The organism is Chimaeribacter sp. YP20170169 (assembly GCF_056739715.1).
On record NZ_CP176824.1, the window covers coordinates 950,518 to 966,328 of the forward strand.

At 63.9% G+C, this 15,811-nt stretch carries 14 protein-coding genes and 1 pseudogene; 8 read left to right on the forward strand and 7 right to left on the reverse strand.

Features of this window, described 5'->3' with window-relative positions:
- Nucleotides 1-252 precede the first annotated feature (252 nt).
- Nucleotides 253-1,206, forward strand: coding sequence for an aldo/keto reductase (locus ACK3SD_RS04350; RefSeq protein ID WP_481126887.1), 954 nt, complete (start codon nucleotides 253-255; stop codon nucleotides 1,204-1,206).
- A gap of 37 nt (nucleotides 1,207-1,243) precedes the next feature.
- Here the strand turns inward: ACK3SD_RS04350 and yegD are convergent, their stop codons facing one another.
- Nucleotides 1,244-2,596, reverse strand: coding sequence for a molecular chaperone (gene yegD, locus ACK3SD_RS04355; protein ID WP_481126888.1), 1,353 nt, complete (start codon nucleotides 2,594-2,596; stop codon nucleotides 1,244-1,246).
- A 319-nt stretch (nucleotides 2,597-2,915) separates the two neighbouring features.
- Here yegD and pqqU point away from each other — a divergent pair, with 319 nt between their 5' ends.
- From pqqU to ACK3SD_RS04390, 7 genes and pseudogenes are all read left to right on the forward strand, one after another.
- Nucleotides 2,916-5,069: a TonB-dependent receptor PqqU gene (gene pqqU / locus ACK3SD_RS04360; RefSeq protein ID WP_481126889.1), complete on the forward strand. Its 2,154-nt coding sequence runs from the start codon at nucleotides 2,916-2,918 to the stop codon at nucleotides 5,067-5,069.
- A 121-nt stretch (nucleotides 5,070-5,190) separates the two neighbouring features.
- The gene (locus tag ACK3SD_RS04365; RefSeq protein WP_481126890.1) at nucleotides 5,191-5,652 is read left to right on the forward strand and encodes a helix-turn-helix domain-containing protein; all 462 of its coding nucleotides are present in this window, start codon (nucleotides 5,191-5,193) and stop codon (nucleotides 5,650-5,652) included.
- Nucleotides 5,652-5,975, forward strand: coding sequence for a hypothetical protein (locus ACK3SD_RS04370; RefSeq protein ID WP_481126891.1), 324 nt, complete (start codon nucleotides 5,652-5,654; stop codon nucleotides 5,973-5,975). Before ACK3SD_RS04365 ends, ACK3SD_RS04370 begins: the two co-directional genes overlap by 1 nt.
- Entirely contained in the window at nucleotides 5,939-6,097 is a 159-nt protein-coding gene (locus ACK3SD_RS04375; protein WP_481126892.1) for a hypothetical protein, read from the forward strand. Before ACK3SD_RS04370 ends, ACK3SD_RS04375 begins: the two co-directional genes overlap by 37 nt.
- 24 nt (nucleotides 6,098-6,121) lie before the next feature.
- Nucleotides 6,122-6,226: a hypothetical protein gene (locus tag ACK3SD_RS04380; protein WP_481127491.1), complete on the forward strand. Its 105-nt coding sequence runs from the start codon at nucleotides 6,122-6,124 to the stop codon at nucleotides 6,224-6,226.
- A gap of 140 nt (nucleotides 6,227-6,366) precedes the next feature.
- Nucleotides 6,367-6,782 (forward strand): annotated as a pseudogene (locus ACK3SD_RS04385) (AlkA N-terminal domain-containing protein).
- 40 nt (nucleotides 6,783-6,822) lie between these two features.
- Entirely contained in the window at nucleotides 6,823-7,179 is a 357-nt protein-coding gene (locus tag ACK3SD_RS04390) for a hypothetical protein (protein WP_481126893.1), read from the forward strand.
- On the opposite strand, the gene ACK3SD_RS04395 is transcribed toward ACK3SD_RS04390, so the two are convergent.
- From ACK3SD_RS04395 to ppk1, 6 genes are all read right to left on the reverse strand, one after another.
- Nucleotides 7,176-7,553 (reverse strand): EAL domain-containing protein, encoded by a 378-nt coding sequence (locus tag ACK3SD_RS04395; RefSeq protein WP_481126894.1) that lies wholly within the window; start codon nucleotides 7,551-7,553, stop codon nucleotides 7,176-7,178. The two genes, ACK3SD_RS04390 and ACK3SD_RS04395, sit on opposite strands and share 4 nt — an antisense overlap.
- Nucleotides 7,505-10,174 (reverse strand): diguanylate cyclase domain-containing protein, encoded by a 2,670-nt coding sequence (locus ACK3SD_RS04400; protein ID WP_481126895.1) that lies wholly within the window; start codon nucleotides 10,172-10,174, stop codon nucleotides 7,505-7,507. The genes ACK3SD_RS04395 and ACK3SD_RS04400 overlap by 49 nt, the downstream gene beginning before the upstream one ends.
- 158 nt (nucleotides 10,175-10,332) lie before the next feature.
- Nucleotides 10,333-11,769 (reverse strand): magnesium transporter, encoded by a 1,437-nt coding sequence (gene mgtE / locus ACK3SD_RS04405; RefSeq protein ID WP_137762437.1) that lies wholly within the window; start codon nucleotides 11,767-11,769, stop codon nucleotides 10,333-10,335.
- Nucleotides 11,770-11,878: 109 nt separating this feature from the next.
- Nucleotides 11,879-12,055, reverse strand: a complete 177-nt coding sequence (locus ACK3SD_RS04410) for a YfgG family protein (protein WP_137762438.1) — start codon at nucleotides 12,053-12,055, stop codon at nucleotides 11,879-11,881.
- A 134-nt stretch (nucleotides 12,056-12,189) separates the two neighbouring features.
- A complete protein-coding gene (gene ppx, locus ACK3SD_RS04415; RefSeq protein ID WP_481126896.1) occupies nucleotides 12,190-13,734 on the reverse strand; it encodes an exopolyphosphatase in 1,545 nt (514 codons plus the stop codon).
- Nucleotides 13,735-13,738: 4 nt separating this feature from the next.
- Nucleotides 13,739-15,808, reverse strand: a complete 2,070-nt coding sequence (gene ppk1 / locus ACK3SD_RS04420) for a polyphosphate kinase 1 (protein WP_481126897.1) — start codon at nucleotides 15,806-15,808, stop codon at nucleotides 13,739-13,741.
- Nucleotides 15,809-15,811 lie beyond the last annotated feature (3 nt).

Genomic DNA, 15,811 nt, shown 5'->3' on the forward strand with positions numbered 1-15,811 from the left:
GGACGAACATATTCTCCGTTATACCGCGTCCGGGGGAACCAGGTCTGTGGAACACTTCAAGGTGATAGCGCGAGCAGAGTACCAGTGTAACGACTCCGCCCGTCAGAAAAAATGAAGTAAATATGAAGTCAGCGCCGCACCGGGGCAGGCTGCGCAAAGACGCCCACTGGGATAACTCAGAAAATATTGAGCGGGCAGCTTTCCTTAGCTGTGCAATAATTTTGTGGGCAACAATTAACCAAGGAGATCAGGATGAAACAACGCGAACTGGGCCGCTCTGGCATTCACGTACCGCCGTTGACCTTTGGCGGCAATGTTTTCGGCTGGACCATCGATCAGGCCACCTCATTCAGCATTCTGGATGCGCTGCTCGACCACCGGCTCAACTTTATCGACACCGCGGATGTCTACTCCCACTGGGCACCGGGCAACCACGGCGGCGAGTCGGAGACCATCATCGGCCACTGGCTGAAAAAGAGCGGCAAGCGCGACCAGATCGTGCTGGCGACCAAGGTGGGCAAATCGATGGGCGAGGGCAAGGTGGGGCTGTCGCCGCGCTACATCCGCGAGGCGATTGACGCCTCCCTGACGCGCCTGCAAACCGACTATGTCGATCTCTACCAGTCCCATGATGATGACCAAGACACGCCGCTGTCAGAGACGCTGGCGACCTTTGACGCGCTGATTAAAGAGGGGAAGGTGCGGGCCATCGGCGCATCCAACTACAGCGCGGCACGGCTGGAGGAGGCGCTGAAGGTGAGCGAGGCGCAGGGCATCGCGCGCTATGAGACGCTGCAACCCGAGTACAACCTCTATGACCGTGCGGGCTATGAGCAGGGGCTGGAGCAGGTGGTCGAGGCGCACCAGCTGGGGGTGATTGGTTACTACTCGCTGGCGAGCGGCTTCCTCTCCGGCAAGTACCGCAGCGCGGCGGACGCGGGCAAGAGCGCGCGTGGCGAGGGGGTGGTGAAGCAGTACCTCAACCCGCGCGGCCACCAGATCCTTCAGGCGCTGGACGAACTGGCGGAGAAACACCGCGTCAGCCCGACGCAGATCGCCCTGGCGTGGCTGATTGCCCGCCCGAGCGTCACCGCGCCGATCGTCAGCGCCACCTCGCTGGCACAGCTGGACGATCTGGCGCAGGCCGCGACGCTGACGCTCGATGAGCAGGACATCACCCGCCTGAACGAGGCCAGCGCCTACTGACGCGCCACCGGGCGGCCGCCGCCGCCCGGCCTCTGCGTTAGCGGTAGAGCACCTCGGCCCAGCGCGCCAGCCCGGCGGTGACGGAGCCGAAGTCATTGCCACCCACCAGCGGGATGCCCGGCAACTGTGCCTGCAACGCGGCGCGCAGCAGTGGCGAACGCGCGCTGCCGCCGGTCAGGTAGATCACGTCTGGCGTCACGGCGCTGCCCTGCAACGCCTCGGTCACCTGCTCCTGAATGCGCGCCAGCGGCTGGCTGATCGCCTCGCCCAGTTGCTGCTGAGTGATGCGCTCCTCCAGTGCGGTCTCGACGAACCCCAGTGCGGTGCGGATCTCCGTTTCGTGGGAGAGGGCGATTTTGCTCTCTTCAGCGGCGCGCACCAGCCGGTAGCTCAGGCGCTGCTGGTAGACCTTCAGCAGGCGCTGCACGCTGGCCGGATCGGCGGCATCACGGATCAGATCACGCAGCAGGCGGCCATTGGCGACGCTATAGAAGTCGCTCTGTGCCGGCACGTCGTTGGTGGCGACCGCGTTCCAGAATGGCAGTGCCGGGATCGCCAGCCCTTTGGTGGTCTGGCTGCCCATGCCGCATAGCGGCATCAGCTGGCGGAAAGCGAGCATGATGTCGAGGTCGTTACCGCCGACGCGGCAGCCGCTATGCCCCAACAGGCTCTGCTGGCGATCGGCCTGGCCGTGCCACTGTGGCCCCATCAGCAGCACCGAACAGTCGGTCGTACCGCCGCCGATGTCCACCACCAGCACCGTCTTTTCCTCTTGCAGGGTCGCCTCAAAATCCAGCCCCGCCGCCACCGGCTCGAACTGGAAGGCGATGTCGCGGAAGCCGGCACGCTCAGCCGCGCGCTGCAAAATGCCCTGCGCCTGCTGGTTGGCCTCGTCGCCGCCGGTGCCCTGGAAGTTGACCGGACGGCCAATCACCGTCTGGGTGATGCTCTGTTGCAGCTCGCCCTCGGCCTGGCGCTTGATGTGGAACATCATGGCGCACACGAGATCCTCAAACAGCGCGATCTGCTGCGGCTTCAGGCCGTTGGCGCCGAGGAAGGATTTCGGCGACTTGACGAAGTAGACCTCTTCCGGGTCTTCGGCATAGTGCGCCAGCGCCGACAGGCCAAACAGCACGCTGTCACTGTTGACCGAAATGTCCTCTTCCCGGTTGAAGCTGACGGCACGGCGCAGCAACTGCTGATTCTCGTCACTGCCGGTGGGTACTTGCCAATGGCGATGTAAGCATTCACTTACTGCCTCGCGCGTCGGCGCGGCCAGCATGGAGGGCAGGTAGGGCGAGGTGCCCTCCAGCGTCAGCAACTCCGCGTTGCCGCCGCGCATCACGGCCACCGAACAGTTGGCGGTGCCATAGTCAAAACCGATAAACATCTCTTCTCCCCATGCCAATAAAGGGGCGCGACTTTACCGGAGAGCGGCGCAACGGGCAAGCCAAACCCGCCGTCCGCCCACCGCGCCGGGAAAATAGCCCCGCCCGGATGCCCATCACCTCCTATACTGCTGATACCTTCCCCCTTTCTGCTGGGAAAGCCACGCCAACGATGTGGCCAGGGGGCGGGCAACGCACCGGAGTTCTGCCCGCGCGGCTACGAAAGAAAATGCCAGAGGTTTGAAGGCATTAACCCGTGGTTTACCCTGCGCCGCCGATCATGCCTCCGGCCTTTACCCCTTTTTGGCGCGATGACCTGTCATGAAAAAAACACCGTACACACTACGCTCCGCCTGCTCGCTGGTGATCCCGGCGCTGCTGCCTTGGGCGGCGCAGGCCGCAGAGGGCGACGCCCCTGAACAGACGATGGTGGTTACCGCCACCCCGGCCCCGGCGGGCCTGTCGGAGCTGGACACTCCGGCCGCGGTCAGCGTGGTGGACGGCGCGTCGTTCCGTCAGGCGCGGCCAGAGATTAACTTGTCCGAGGGGCTGGGCGGCGTGCCGGGCTTGCAGGTGCAGAACCGCCAGAACTACGCGCAGGATCTGCAACTGTCGGTGCGCGGCTTTGGCGCGCGGTCGATGTATGGTGTGCGCGGTGTGCGCATCAACGTGGACGGCATTCCGGCCACCATGCCAGACGGGCAGGGCTACACCTCCAACATTGACCTGAACTCGGTCGAGCGGGTAGAGGTGCTGCGCGGCCCCTTCTCGGCGCTCTATGGCAACGCCTCCGGCGGGGTGGTGAACATCACCAGCCTCACCGGCCAGCAGCCCGACACGCTGGAGGCAGGCCTCTACTATGGTAGCTACGGCAGTTGGCGCTACGGCGTGAAGGCCAGCGGCGCGACGGGGGATGGCAGCCAGGCCGGCGACGTCAACTATCTGGTCTCCGCCACCCGCTTCACCACCCACGGCTACCGCGACCACAGCGCCGCGCAGAAGAACCTCGGCAACGCCAAGCTCGGCGTGCGCATCAATGACGTCAGCACCCTGACCTTAATCTTCAACAGCGTGGACATTGATGCCGATGACCCCGGCGGCCTGACGCGCGCGCAGTGGCAGGAGAACCCACGGCAGGCGACGCGCGCTGAGCAGTTCAACACCCGCAAAACCACTAAACAGACGCAGGGCGGGCTGCGCTACCAGCGCGAGATGAGTGAGCGCGACGATCTTAGCATCATGGCCTACGCCGGTGAGCGCGAGACGGTGCAGTACCAGTCGATCCCGGTGGCGGCGCAGGCCAACCCGCTGAACGCCGGTGGGGTGATTGACCTGACGCGCCACTATCAGGGCATCGACACCCGCTGGACGCACCGCGACGAGTGGCTGGTGCCGGTGACGCTGACCGGCGGGCTGGACTATGAGACGGTGACCGAGCAGCGCAAGGGGTATGAGAACTACACCGTGCAGGATGGCGTGACCGAGCTGGGCACGCGCGGCAACCTGCGGCGCGACGAGCGCAACCTGATGTGGAACCTCGATCCCTACCTGCAAACCTCTTGGCAACTGACGCCAAAGTGGACGTTGGATGCCGGGGTGCGCTACACCACGGTGCGGTTTGACTCCAACGACCACTACGTCACGGCGCAGAACGGCGATGACAGCGGCGACGCCCGTTACCACAAGTGGCTGCCAGCCGGTTCGATCAAGTACGCGGTGAATGAGGGCTGGAACCTCTACGCCTCCGCCGGGCGCGGCATGGAGACGCCGACCATCAATGAGCTTTCTTACCGCAGCAGCACCGCCAACGGCGAGAGCCAGGCCGGGCTGAACGTCGGCCTGCAACCCGCCACCAGCAACAGCGTGGAGCTGGGCAGCAAGGCGCGCATCGGCTATGGGCTGTTCACCGCCGCGCTGTTTGAGACCCACACCCAGAATGAGATTGTGGTGGATGAGAGCAGCAACGGCCGCACCAGCTACACCAACGCTGGCAAAACCCGCCGCCGCGGCGCGGAGCTGGCGCTCGACCAGCAGTTTGGCGAGGCGTGGAAGCTGAATATGGCCTGGACGCTGCTGGACGCCACCTACCGCGACGACGCCTGCAACGACAGCGGCTGCACCGCCACCGCGGGCCACCGCCTGCCGGGCATCGCCCGCAACATGGGCTACGCCTCCCTCGCCTGGGCACCGGAAGAGGGGTGGTACGCCGGGGCGGAGATCCGCTACATGGGCGACATTGAGGTCAATGACGAGAACAGCGAGCAGGCCCCCTCCTATGCGGTCACTGCGCTCAATACCGGCTACAAGTTCCGCCACGGCAACTGGCTGCTGGACGTCTTTGGTCGCGTCGATAACCTGTTTGACCGCAACTACGTTGGCTCGGTGATCGTCAACGAGAGCAATGGCCGCTACTACGAACCCGCCCCCGGCCGCAACTGGGGCGGCGGCCTGACGCTGGCCTACAGCTTCGAATAACCCAAGCGCCGCAAGGCGCTTTTTTTGGCGGTGATCAAAGAAACCACGTACCGGACACCGCGCCGATTGGGTGTTTCGTTTATTTCGAATGATCTGGGGGCAATAGAGAGAGGAAATCATGATGAGTACACCCCCCTTGTCGGATCTCAGCCTGCCGGAAGTGCATGAGAGCCAGTTAGCAGAAAAAGGCTACCGCGAGCTTTCGGCCATTTTGGCGACCCGGCTGGAGTCGCGGCAATTTGCGTTGGTCAACGCCGAGAACCCGGCCCATAGCGTGGAGCTGCCGGTCTCCGCGCTAAAGATGCTGGTGGAGATTTTAGGCGAGCTGGCGAATGGCAACGCGGTGCAGGTGGTGCCGGTGCACGCGGAGCTGACCACCCAGGAGGCGGCCAATTTGCTGAAGGTCTCCCGGCCCCACCTGGTCAAACTCCTTGAGCAGGGGCGGATCCCCTTCCATAAAACCGGCCGCCACCGCCGCATTCGCTTTGCTGACCTGATGGCCTTCAAACAGCAGCGGGATGCCGAGAGTGCCAGCGCGATGGATGAGTTGGCCAGACTTTCACAGGATTTGGCTATCTATTGATGATGCACTCGCCCTATCCGGTCATGCTTGATGCCTGTGTGTTGTATCCCGCCAGATTGCGCGATCTGCTGATGCATCTGGGGTTGCACGGCCTCTACCAACCCAAGTGGACGGCCACCATCCAGCAGGAGTGGAAACGTGGGCTGCTCAGGGAGCGAAAAGATATTGAACCCAGCAAACTGGATCGGATAGAGCAGTTGATGAATCAGGCGCTGCCGGACACCGAGATCATTGGCTATGAGGCGCTGATTGCCGGGCTGGATCTGCCTGACCGGATGACCGCCATGTGCTGGCGGCGGCCATTAAGGCCAATACCGAACTGATCGTCACCTTTAACCTTCAGGATTTCCCTGCCAGCTACCTCAGCCAGTTTGGCATTGAGGCGATCCATCCCGATGAGTTTATCTCGGACATCATTGACCTGAGCTGCGCCCGGGCATTGTAGGCGGTTAGTGCGCAACGCGCCTCGCTGAAACATCCGCCATTTACTGCCGAAGCGTTTCTCTTCACGCTGCTTCAAGTGGGCCTGGCGAAAACCGTCAGGATGCTGGAGGGGTATAAGACCCTGATTTGAAACCCCCACATTGACGCCCCTGCGGGCAGCGTCTTAACTGAAGGTTTTGCGATACAGGAGGCGCGCACGTGACGGTTGAGCTGCAATGGCACCCGGATATTATCCCTTTACCCTATATTCCGCCGTTTGACTGGGCGCTGGTGCAGGGTTTTTTGCGTACCCGTGCCATTGCTGGCGTGGAGGCCAGCGACGCCATGCACTACCAGCGCACCCTGCGTATCGAAGGCGTGCCGGGCTGCTATCAGGTGTCGCCGCTGCCGGGGAGGCAGCGCTGGCGCTGCGGGTGTCGGTGTCGCTCTGGCCGTGGCGCGATGAGGTGGTACGGCGCGTGCGGCGGCAGTGGGATCTGGATGCCGACCCGCAGGCGATTGGCGCGGTGCTGGGGCCGCTGGCGGCGGCGCGGCCAGGGCTGCGGCTGGCGGGATCGGTGCATGGCTATGAGCAGACGGTGCGCGGCATCCTCGGCCAGCTGGTGAGCGTCAAGATGGCGGCCACCCTCACCGAGCGGCTGGCGGCGCGCTGGGGGAGCCGCTGGCGCAGCCCTCGGCCAGCTTGACCGCCTCTTCCCGACGCCTGAGCGCATCGCAACGCTGACGGTGGATGATCTGCGCGCCATCGGCGTGCAGGCGCGGCGCTCGGCCTGTTTGATTGCGCTCTCACGCGCGGTGGCGGAGGGGGCGCTGGAGGTGGATGCGGTGCCGGAGGTGGAGGTGGGAATGCGCGACCTGCTGGCGCAGCCAGGCATCGGCCCGTGGACGGCCAACTATATCGCCATGCGCGCCTGGGCCGCCCGTGACCTGTTCCTCACCACCGACTACCTGATCAAGCAGCGCTTCCCCGGCATGACGCCAGGACAAATCGTGCGCTACGCCGCCCGCTGGCGGCCGTTCCGCTCCTACGCCACGCTGCACCTGTGGCACGCCGCCGACTGGGTGCCAGAGGGCAGCGTCTAGCGCATGGCAAAGTAGCCGCTGGCGAGCAGGCTCTCCAGCGTTTGCGGCGGCGCGACCACCTCGCCCTCAATCAGGTCAATGCCCATCTCCACCAGCTTCTGCTGCGCGGCGGCCAGATTGACCGGCCCGGCCAGCGTCTGCGCCTGCAACCGGTGGGCGGTGCCGTGCAGGATGTTCACCAGAATCTCATCCATCTGGTTGCTGTGGATCTGGCTGATAAAGCGCGCGTCCGGCTTCAGGTAGTCCACCAGCCCGGCCGGCAGTTCGCCCAGCGCGTTGAGTTGGTGGCCCGCCTGCGTGAGGATGACGCCGCACCCCTGCTGCTTCAGGCGGTGGAGCAGCGCCTCGGCCTGTGCCCGATGGTGCAGCAACACCTGCTCCTCCAGCGTGAACAGTAGCCGCGAGGGGGCAGGGCGCTCTGCGCCAGCGCCTCAAACAGCGCCTCATGCAGCGCCGGGCTGAGCACGCCACCGGCGCTCAGCGGCAGCGCCACGGTCAGCCCCTTGCGCGCCAACGCCGGGCCGGAGGCCAGCAGCACCTGCTGCACCAGCCAGCGATCCACCTCCGCCTCCAGCCCCAGCAGCGCCACCGTGGTGTGGAACGCCTCGTGGGTCGCGCCACTCTCCTCGCCAGCGGCCATGGTCGCCGAGAGGGTGTAAAAGCAGGTGGAGAGCGGTGTCTTGGGCGGCGCGGCGGCGCGCGCCATCAGGGTCAGCTGGTTGTTCGTCAGCATCTGCGTGACCTGTGCGGCGGAGAGCAGCACGCTGTTTTTCTCCAGCAGCCACTGCTGGCGCGCCTGATAGACCACCACCTGCCCGCGACCACCGTGCTTGGCGGCGTAGCAGGCGACGTCCGCCTGCGACATCAGTTCGCTGGCCGAAACCTGCGGATTATCAATCAGCGTCACCCCGGCGCTGGCGCCGATGCGGTAGAGTTTCTCCTCCCAGTAGAAGCGGAAGTCGTTGATGCGCTGCACCACCCGGCCCACCACCTCGCGCGCCTGCGCCAGATCGCAATCTGGCAGCAGGATGCCGAACTCGTCGCCGCCCAGCCGCCCGAGCAGGTCAGTGGGGCGCAGGTTGGCGGACATCAACTGGCTAAGCTGCTTCAACAGCTCGTCGCCCGCCGCGTGGCCGGCAGTGTCATTCACCGCCTTGAAGCGGTCGAGGTCAAGGAACGCCAGCCCGTGCCGCTGCCCCTCGTTGGCAGTCAGCATCAGCGCATGGTGCAGCTCGCGCTCAAAGTGCGATCGGTTGGGCAGGCCGGTCAGCATGTCGTGGGAGGCGTTGTAGCTCAGCTTGCGCATCAACTCGCGGGAGCGGCTGACATCCTGCAACACCAGCACCATGCCAATCGGCTCCTGATTGAGGGTCTTGAGCGGCGAGAGCGCGCGCTGGATCTCATACGCCTCGCCGTTGGGGCCGTTGAGCACCAGCGACTGCTCAATCGAGGAGTGCAGGCTCTCGTTGCTGTCGAACGGCAGCAGGTTGGCGACCGGCGGGCCATCGAAGCCACGCGTCAGGCTTACCACCCGATCGATGTGCCGCCCCTGCGCCTCGCGCATCCGGCAGCCGGTCATCTTCTCCGCCACCGGGTTCATGAAGATCACCGCCTGGTTGCGGTCGGTGCAGATCACCGCCTCGTTGATGGCGTCGAGCGTGATGCGCAGCCGCTCCTTCTCCTCGTGCAGCGCCTCGGTCAGCCGGTTGTTGGCCGCCTCGGTCTGCTTCAGGCTGCTGATGTCCTCAATCTGGGCGATAAAGTAGAGCGGCCGCCGCCCCTCGCCATCACGCACCACCGAGGCCGCCAGCCGCGCCCACACCATCTCGCCGTCGCGGCGGCGGTAGCGCTTCTCCAGCGTGAAGTTGTGGATGCGTCCCGCCAGCAGCGCCTGCATCATCTCCAGATCCGCCGCCAGATCATCCGGGTGGGTCAGCTCCTGGAAATTCATCTGCGTCAGGATTTCGGCGCGGTAACCCAGCAGCGAGCAGAGCGCCTGATTGACCTGGAGCCAGTGCCCCTGCGGCGATACCAGCGCCATGCCGATGGCGGAGAACTCCATCGCGTTGCGAAAGCGGTTCTCGCTCTCCTCGATGTGCGCCCGCTCCACCTTCAGCCGGTGCATCATGATGGTCATGGCATTGGCTGGCAGCAGGATCAGCAGCAGCGGCACATAGTTGAGCAGCGGCGTGTAGTCGAGGTAGCGGATGTGCACAATCTGCCCGCTGGCGATCAGCAGCGTGACCATCACCGTCAGTGCGAAGAAGATCAGCAGCGCCTCCAGCCGTTGCAGGCGGATCGAGGCGGTCAGCAAGGCGATGGAGATAAAGGCGAAGGGGTAGGGCAGCCAGAACAGCACCAGATAGCTGGCACCGAGCGTGACGGCCAGCATGAACAGCACCTCCGGCAGACGCGGCGAGCGCAGCAGCTGCCGCCACGGCGTGGGGCGGAACAGCAGGCCAATCGGGGTGACGGTCAGGATGCCGAGCGCCTCGGAGAGGAACCAGATGCGAAAGCGCTCCGGCATCAGCTCGGCGCTCGCGGTGCCGAGGTGCGGCAGCACCATCACCAGCGCGCTGACGCAGGGGGTGAACACCACCGCCGCCAGCACAAAGGTGATCCAGTTGCCGACACTGCCGAGCGGATCGGGGCCGGGCAGCAGCCGGCGCAGCAGCGTGGCCGCCAGCAGCGACTCCGCCACGTTGATCAGCGTCAGCGGCAGGAAGAAGGCCAGCGGCACGCCGCACAGGCTGTTGGCCGCTGCCATCGCCCCGGCGGAGCCGAGCAGCAGCGCCAGCCAGTCGCGCTGCGGGAAGCGGTAGAGCAGGGCGATCATCAGCGCGGTCGGCAGCCAGAGCGAGACGATCAGCCCCTGCACCACCGTGAACCGCAGGCAAAACAGGGCGAGGGCAAATACCAGCGCCGTCAGGGCCGCCAGGGTACGCCAGCGCATCCTCGGCGGGCGGGCTGGCAGGGTATTCAGGTTGGTTTCCACATCGAAGCCTTATGCACGCGCGGGTCACAAGCCCGGCCCCGGCAGGGGGCGGTAAACTGTAGAAATATTTATCAATTAAATAATATTATCGCAGGAAATAAGAGTTAAGAATCTTTCCGGCAGATAAATGTGCCGCCCGGCGGCTGCCGGGCTGGCATTTACAGCAGGAACAGCGTGGCCAGCCCCAAAAAGATGAAGAAGCCGCCGGTGTCGGTGATGGCGGTGATCATCACGCTGGAGCCGACCGCCGGGTCGCGGCCAAACCGCACCATCAGCATCGGGATTATCACCCCCATCAGCGCCGCCACCAGCAGGTTTAGTACCATCGCCAGCGTCATCACCGCGCCGATGCCCGCATCATGGTAGAGCAGCCAGGTGATGATGCCCATCAGCCCGCCCCACACCAGCCCGTTGATCAGCGCCACCCCCAGCTCGCGCATCAGCAGGAAGGAGTAGCTGCCGCCCTGCAACTGGTGCAGCGCCAGCGCCCGCACAATCATGGTGATGGTCTGGTTGCCGGTATTGCCGCCGATGCCAGCGACAATCGGCATCAGCGCCGCCAGCGCCACCAGCTCGGAGATGGTGTGCTCAAACAGCCCAATCACCCGCGAGGCGATAAAGGCGGTGCAGAGGTTGATCGCCAGCCACGCCCAGCGGTTGCGCACCGCCTTGCCCACTGGCGCGAAGACATCCTCCTCCTGGCTCAGGCCGCCCATGCGCCGCATGTTGTTCTCGCTCTCCTCGTTGACGATGTCGAGGATCTCCTCCACCGTCAGCCGCCCCATCAGCTTGCCCTTGGCATCGACCACCGGCGCGGTGATCAGGTTGTAACGCTCAAAGGCGCTGGCGGCGTCCTCCGCCTGCTCATCGGGGGTGAAGGTGGTGGGATCGGCATCCATCAGCGCCGCCACCTCGGTCTCCGCCGGATGCAGCAGGATGGCGGTGAGCGGCAGCTCGCCCAGCAGCTTATTGTGGCGATCGGTGACGAACAGCTTGTCGGTGGCGTCTGGCATCCGCCCCAGCTTGCGCAGGTAGCGGTGCACCGTGCCGAGCGTCACGTCCGGCCGCACCGTCACCAGCTCAAAATCCATCACCCGGCCAACGGTATCGCGGTCAAACTTCATCACCTCGCGCACTTGCGCGCGCTTGTCCGGCGCCAGCGAGGTGAGCACCCGGCCCGTGAGGTTACGCGGCAGGTACTCTGCCAGATAGACCTGCTCATCAATGTCTAGTGTCGCCATCGCCCGCAGCAGATCGCGGTCGCTCATCTCGGCGATCAGGCTGTCCCAGACCGTCTCGCTGGCCTCCACCAGCACCCGGCCACGCATGGCGTGATCCTCCACCAGCCCCCACAGCGCCAGTCGCTCATCCAGCGGCAGCGCCTCCAGCAGGTCAGCAAGGTCGGCGGCGTGCAGGCCGCGCAGCAGCGTCTGGATCTCGGCGGTGTGGTCAAGCTGGGCCGGGTCGGGCGGCGGCGCGTCGTCGGGCCGGATGCCGAGCAGATCCTCCACCAGATCCCGGTTCCCTAATAGCAGCCCCATGATGCGGCTGCGGGTTTCCGCAAGTTTTTTAGTGTTGTGGTTGGCGGCAGACATGTTTTTCCCTTTTCATATGGCGCGCGCGGCGCAATCTCCCTTCACCGGGATAGAGTAAGGTTAGAACATGCAGGCGGGCTGCGCTGCCTCAGGGCAGGCGGGCGCGGGGTCAGGGTGGGTTGGAGCGGGAAGCCGTCTCGCTGGTGAGCACGGACACCGCAGACTGCTGCTTGTCCTGATGGTGGGAGATGGCGCCGATTCCGGCGTAGATCATGCGTCCGAACAGGATGATGAAACTGATAGCCAGCACAATTTTGGTCATTCGGACGTTGGTTCGTCGTCGCATAGGGTCTCCGGGGGCCAGGGAGGCGTCGCGGGCGGCTCCTCCGGTAAATCGGGAGGGTATAGATTAAAAAATAACCATGCGAGGGGCAAGAAAAAAAGGGCGCGGCCCGCTGGCCCCGCCCCGTTTTTGGCCGGTCAGGCTCCATCGCCTGCTGGCAGCTCCTCGGCCACGTGCAGTTTCCAGCCGGTGACGTCATCCCAGTAGGCCTGCTCGCGCTCCACGTCGAGCTGCACCAGCATGTTTTGTGACAGGTAACCGGCCGGGAAATAGAGCGTCCAGTGGTTATCGTCACACTCCAGCCGCAGCGACTCGGGGGTGGTGGTGGACTGGCGCTGGTTGTTCAGCAGCGCGCCGAGGCGCAGCAGCTGGATCAGCGGCACATAATCCTTTTTGCGGAACAGGTTGAGGCGCGGCAGCTCCTCCAGCTTGATCGCCTTGCGGTGCAGCCGCACCAACGCCGCCAGCAGCGTCTGCTGCTCCTGATTGAAGCCGGGCAGGTTGGTGTTCTGCAAAATGTAGGCGGAGTGGCGGTGCATACCGCTGTGGTTGATGCTTAGCCCCACCTCATGCAGCATCGCTGACCACTTCAGGATCGCCTCCAGCTGCGGGTGCGCCAGCTTCGGGTGCTGCGCCTGCCACTGCGCATAGAGCTGCAGGGTGGTGTCGAGTACCCGGCGCGCCTGCTCGCGGTCGATGTTGTAGTGGTCGGCCAGACTGCGGGCGGTACGGCTGCGGATGTCCTGATGGCGGAAGCGACCCTCCATCTCATACAGCACCCCCTCGCGCAGCGCGCCGCCTGACAGGCGCATCGATTTCAGCGCCAGCGCGTCAAACACGCCGCACAGGATCGCCAGCCCCGGCACAAACACGGTCTTGCGATCCTCCGACAGCCCCGGCAGGCTCAGCGACTTGAAGTTCTTGAACTTCAGCACCTGCGCCACCAGCATCTCCAGCCGCTCTGGCGTGATCAGGCCATCCTTCTCGCCCAGCTCCACCAGCACCTCCACGGTGGCCTTGATGGTGCCGGAAGCGCCAAGGGCGTACTGCCAGCCCTGGATGCGGTACTGCCAGGCCAGCGCCTCCAGCTTCTGCGCCGCCGCCAGCCGCGCGCGGTTGAAGTGGTGGGCGCTCAACTCCCCTTGCGGGAAGAAGAGCTGGCCGAAACTGACGCAGCCCATGCGGCGGCTCTCCGCCAGCAGCGGCTCGAAGTCCTCGCCAATCACCAGTTCGGTGGAGCCACCGCCGATGTCCACCACCAGCTTGCGCCCCTTCTCCGGCTGGGTGTGCTCGACGCCCATGAAGATCAGGCGTGCCTCCTCCTGCCCGGAGATGATCTCAATCGGGTAGGGGATCACCTCGGCGGCGCGGCGCAGGAACTCCTCGGCGTTGACCGCCTCGCGCAGGGTATGGGTGCCGACAATGGTGACGTTGTCCGGCGAGAAGCCCTGCAGGCGCTCGGCAAACAGCGCCAGACAGGTCAGGCCGCGCTGCATGGCCTCTTCGCTCAGCACATGGTTGCTGTCCAGACCGTCGGCCAGGTGCACGCGCTGCTTGAGGCGCCCCAGCACCTGCAACGCCCCGTTGACGATGCGGGCAATCACCATGTGGAAACTGTTGGAGCCGAGATCAACGGCGGCAATTTCCTGTGGCTTGGTCGAGGGAATTTGATGTAAGGGCATAGTCTCAGGCCTGATTCTCTGGCTGTTCCAGGTTCTTTAAGTAATGGTAAATGGCGGTCTGCGCCCGTACCTTGCGGCGGTTGCCGCGCGGAACATACCGGTTACTCAACTCTTTATCAACAATACGCGCTTTGACAGTGTCACTGAACAGCAGCTCAAGGATGTCCAGCACCCGCTGTTTCAGGCGTGGATCGAGCAGCCCCACCGCCACCTCAATCCGGTAGTCGATGTTGCGCGTCATCCAGTCCGCCGAGGAGAGGTAGACCTTGTGATCGCCATTGTTCTCAAACACATACACCCGGTCATGCTCGAGGAAGCGGTCAACGATGCTGATCACCTGGATATTCTCGCTGACGCCCGGCAGGCCGGGGATCAGGGAGCACATGCCGCGCACCAGCAGGCGGATCTTCACGCCGGCGTTGGCGGCCGCGTAGAGGCGATCCACCAGCCCCTTGTCCACCAGGTTGTTGATTTTCAGAGTAATGCCACCGCGGCCACCGGACTGGGCGTTGGTGATCTCTTGGTCAATCAGCGCGTAGAGCATCCGGCGCGAGTTCTGCGGCGACACCATCAGGTGATCAAAGGTCACTGGCCGGTAGGGGTTCTCAATGAAGTTGAACACCCGGCGCACCTCGTTGGTCATGCGCGGGTCGGCGGTCAGCAACGAATAGTCAGTATAGATGCGCGCGGTTTTTTCATTGAAGTTACCGGTGCCGATGTGCGCGTAGCGCACGATCTCGTCGTTCTCGAGCCGCGAAATCAAAAACAGCTTGGCGTGGATCTTCAGCCCCGGCGCGGAGAAGATGACGTGCACCCCCGCCTCGGTCAGCCGTTTCGCCCAGTGGATGTTCGCCTCCTCATCGAAGCGCGCCTGCAACTCCACCACCACCGTCACCTTCTTGCCGTTGTGGGCGGCGTGGATCATCGACTCGATGATGCGCGAATCCTTCGCCACCCGGTAGATGTTGATCTTGATCGCCAGCACGCTCGGGTCGAACGAGGCCTGCCGCAGCAGCTCCAATACGTGCTCGAAGGTGTGGTAGGGGTAGTAGAGCAGCACGTCGCGCTCGCGGATGGCGTCAAAGCCATTGCGGAAACGGTCAAAGAAGACGTGGCGCAGGCGCGGCAGCGGGCGGTTGACCAGATTGGCCTTGCCAACGTTCGGGAAGCCGATGAAATCTTTGAAGTTGTGGTAGCGGCCGCCCGGCACCACGGAGTCATAGTTGGAGATGCCGAGCTTCTCGCACAGCAGATCCACCATCTCATCCGGCATGTCGCGCTGATAGACGAAGCGCACCGGCTCCGCCGTCAGGCGCTGCTTGAGGCTGGAGGACATCAGTTCCAGCAGGCTGGACTCCATCTCCGTCACCAGATCGTACTCGGCGTCGCGCGTCATCTTCATCGAATAGGCGTTCAGCGTGTCATAGTCGAAGAAGCCCTTGAAGATCTCATCCAGACAATTGCGCAGGATGTTATCCAGCAGGATCATCGGCTTGCGGCGGCGCGGGGCTTCCGGCGGCAGATCCACGAAGCGCGGCACCTTGTCCGACGGGATCTCCAGCAGCGCGTAGTTCACCTGCTCGCCCCGGATAATCTCCACCGCCAGATAGGTGTAATCATCCTTCAGGAACTGCACCAGATTGGTGTCGTGGTTGATGAGGATCGGGGTGATGTAGGGGCGCAACTGGTGCTTGAAGTAGTGGCGCAGCCAATTTTGCTGGTTTTCAGAGAGCTGGCGCTCGTTGATCAGGAAGATCTGATTGCGCGCCAACTCCAGCAGCAGGTCGTTGTAGAGGTTGTCAAACTCCAGCTCGGTCTTCAGCACCTTGGACTGGATCTTCTTCAGCAGGTGGCGGGACGCGCCGACCGATCCCTGCTCCTCGCTGATCAAAATGCGCCGCTTCAGATCGGCAAAGCGCACCTTGTAAAACTCATCCAGGTTATTGGAGTAAATGCCGAGAAACCGCATCCTTTCGATCAGGGGGTTGGACTTGTCTGCCGCTTCCTGCAATACCCTTTCATTGAAGGATAACCAGCTCAGCTCTTTGTCGATGTATAGTTTTTCTTGTCCCATTAT

Excerpts from the sequence above, each read along its gene's own strand:
- ACK3SD_RS04350 (WP_481126887.1), top strand. The coding sequence starts at position 253 with ATGAAACAACGCGAACTGGGCCGCTCTGGCATTCACGTACCGCCGTTG.
- ppx (WP_481126896.1), bottom strand. The coding sequence starts at position 13,734 with ATGCCCTTACATCAAATTCCCTCGACCAAGCCACAGGAAATTGCCGCC.
- mgtE (WP_137762437.1), bottom strand. The coding sequence starts at position 11,769 with ATGTCTGCCGCCAACCACAACACTAAAAAACTTGCGGAAACCCGCAGC.
- ACK3SD_RS04365 (WP_481126890.1), top strand. The coding sequence starts at position 5,191 with ATGAGTACACCCCCCTTGTCGGATCTCAGCCTGCCGGAAGTGCATGAG.
- ACK3SD_RS04410 (WP_137762438.1), bottom strand. The coding sequence starts at position 12,055 with ATGCGACGACGAACCAACGTCCGAATGACCAAAATTGTGCTGGCTATC.
- ppk1 (WP_481126897.1), bottom strand. The coding sequence starts at position 15,808 with ATGGGACAAGAAAAACTATACATCGACAAAGAGCTGAGCTGGTTATCC.
- yegD (WP_481126888.1), bottom strand. The coding sequence starts at position 2,596 with ATGTTTATCGGTTTTGACTATGGCACCGCCAACTGTTCGGTGGCCGTG.
- pqqU (WP_481126889.1), top strand. The coding sequence starts at position 2,916 with ATGAAAAAAACACCGTACACACTACGCTCCGCCTGCTCGCTGGTGATC.
- ACK3SD_RS04370 (WP_481126891.1), top strand. The coding sequence starts at position 5,652 with ATGATGCACTCGCCCTATCCGGTCATGCTTGATGCCTGTGTGTTGTAT.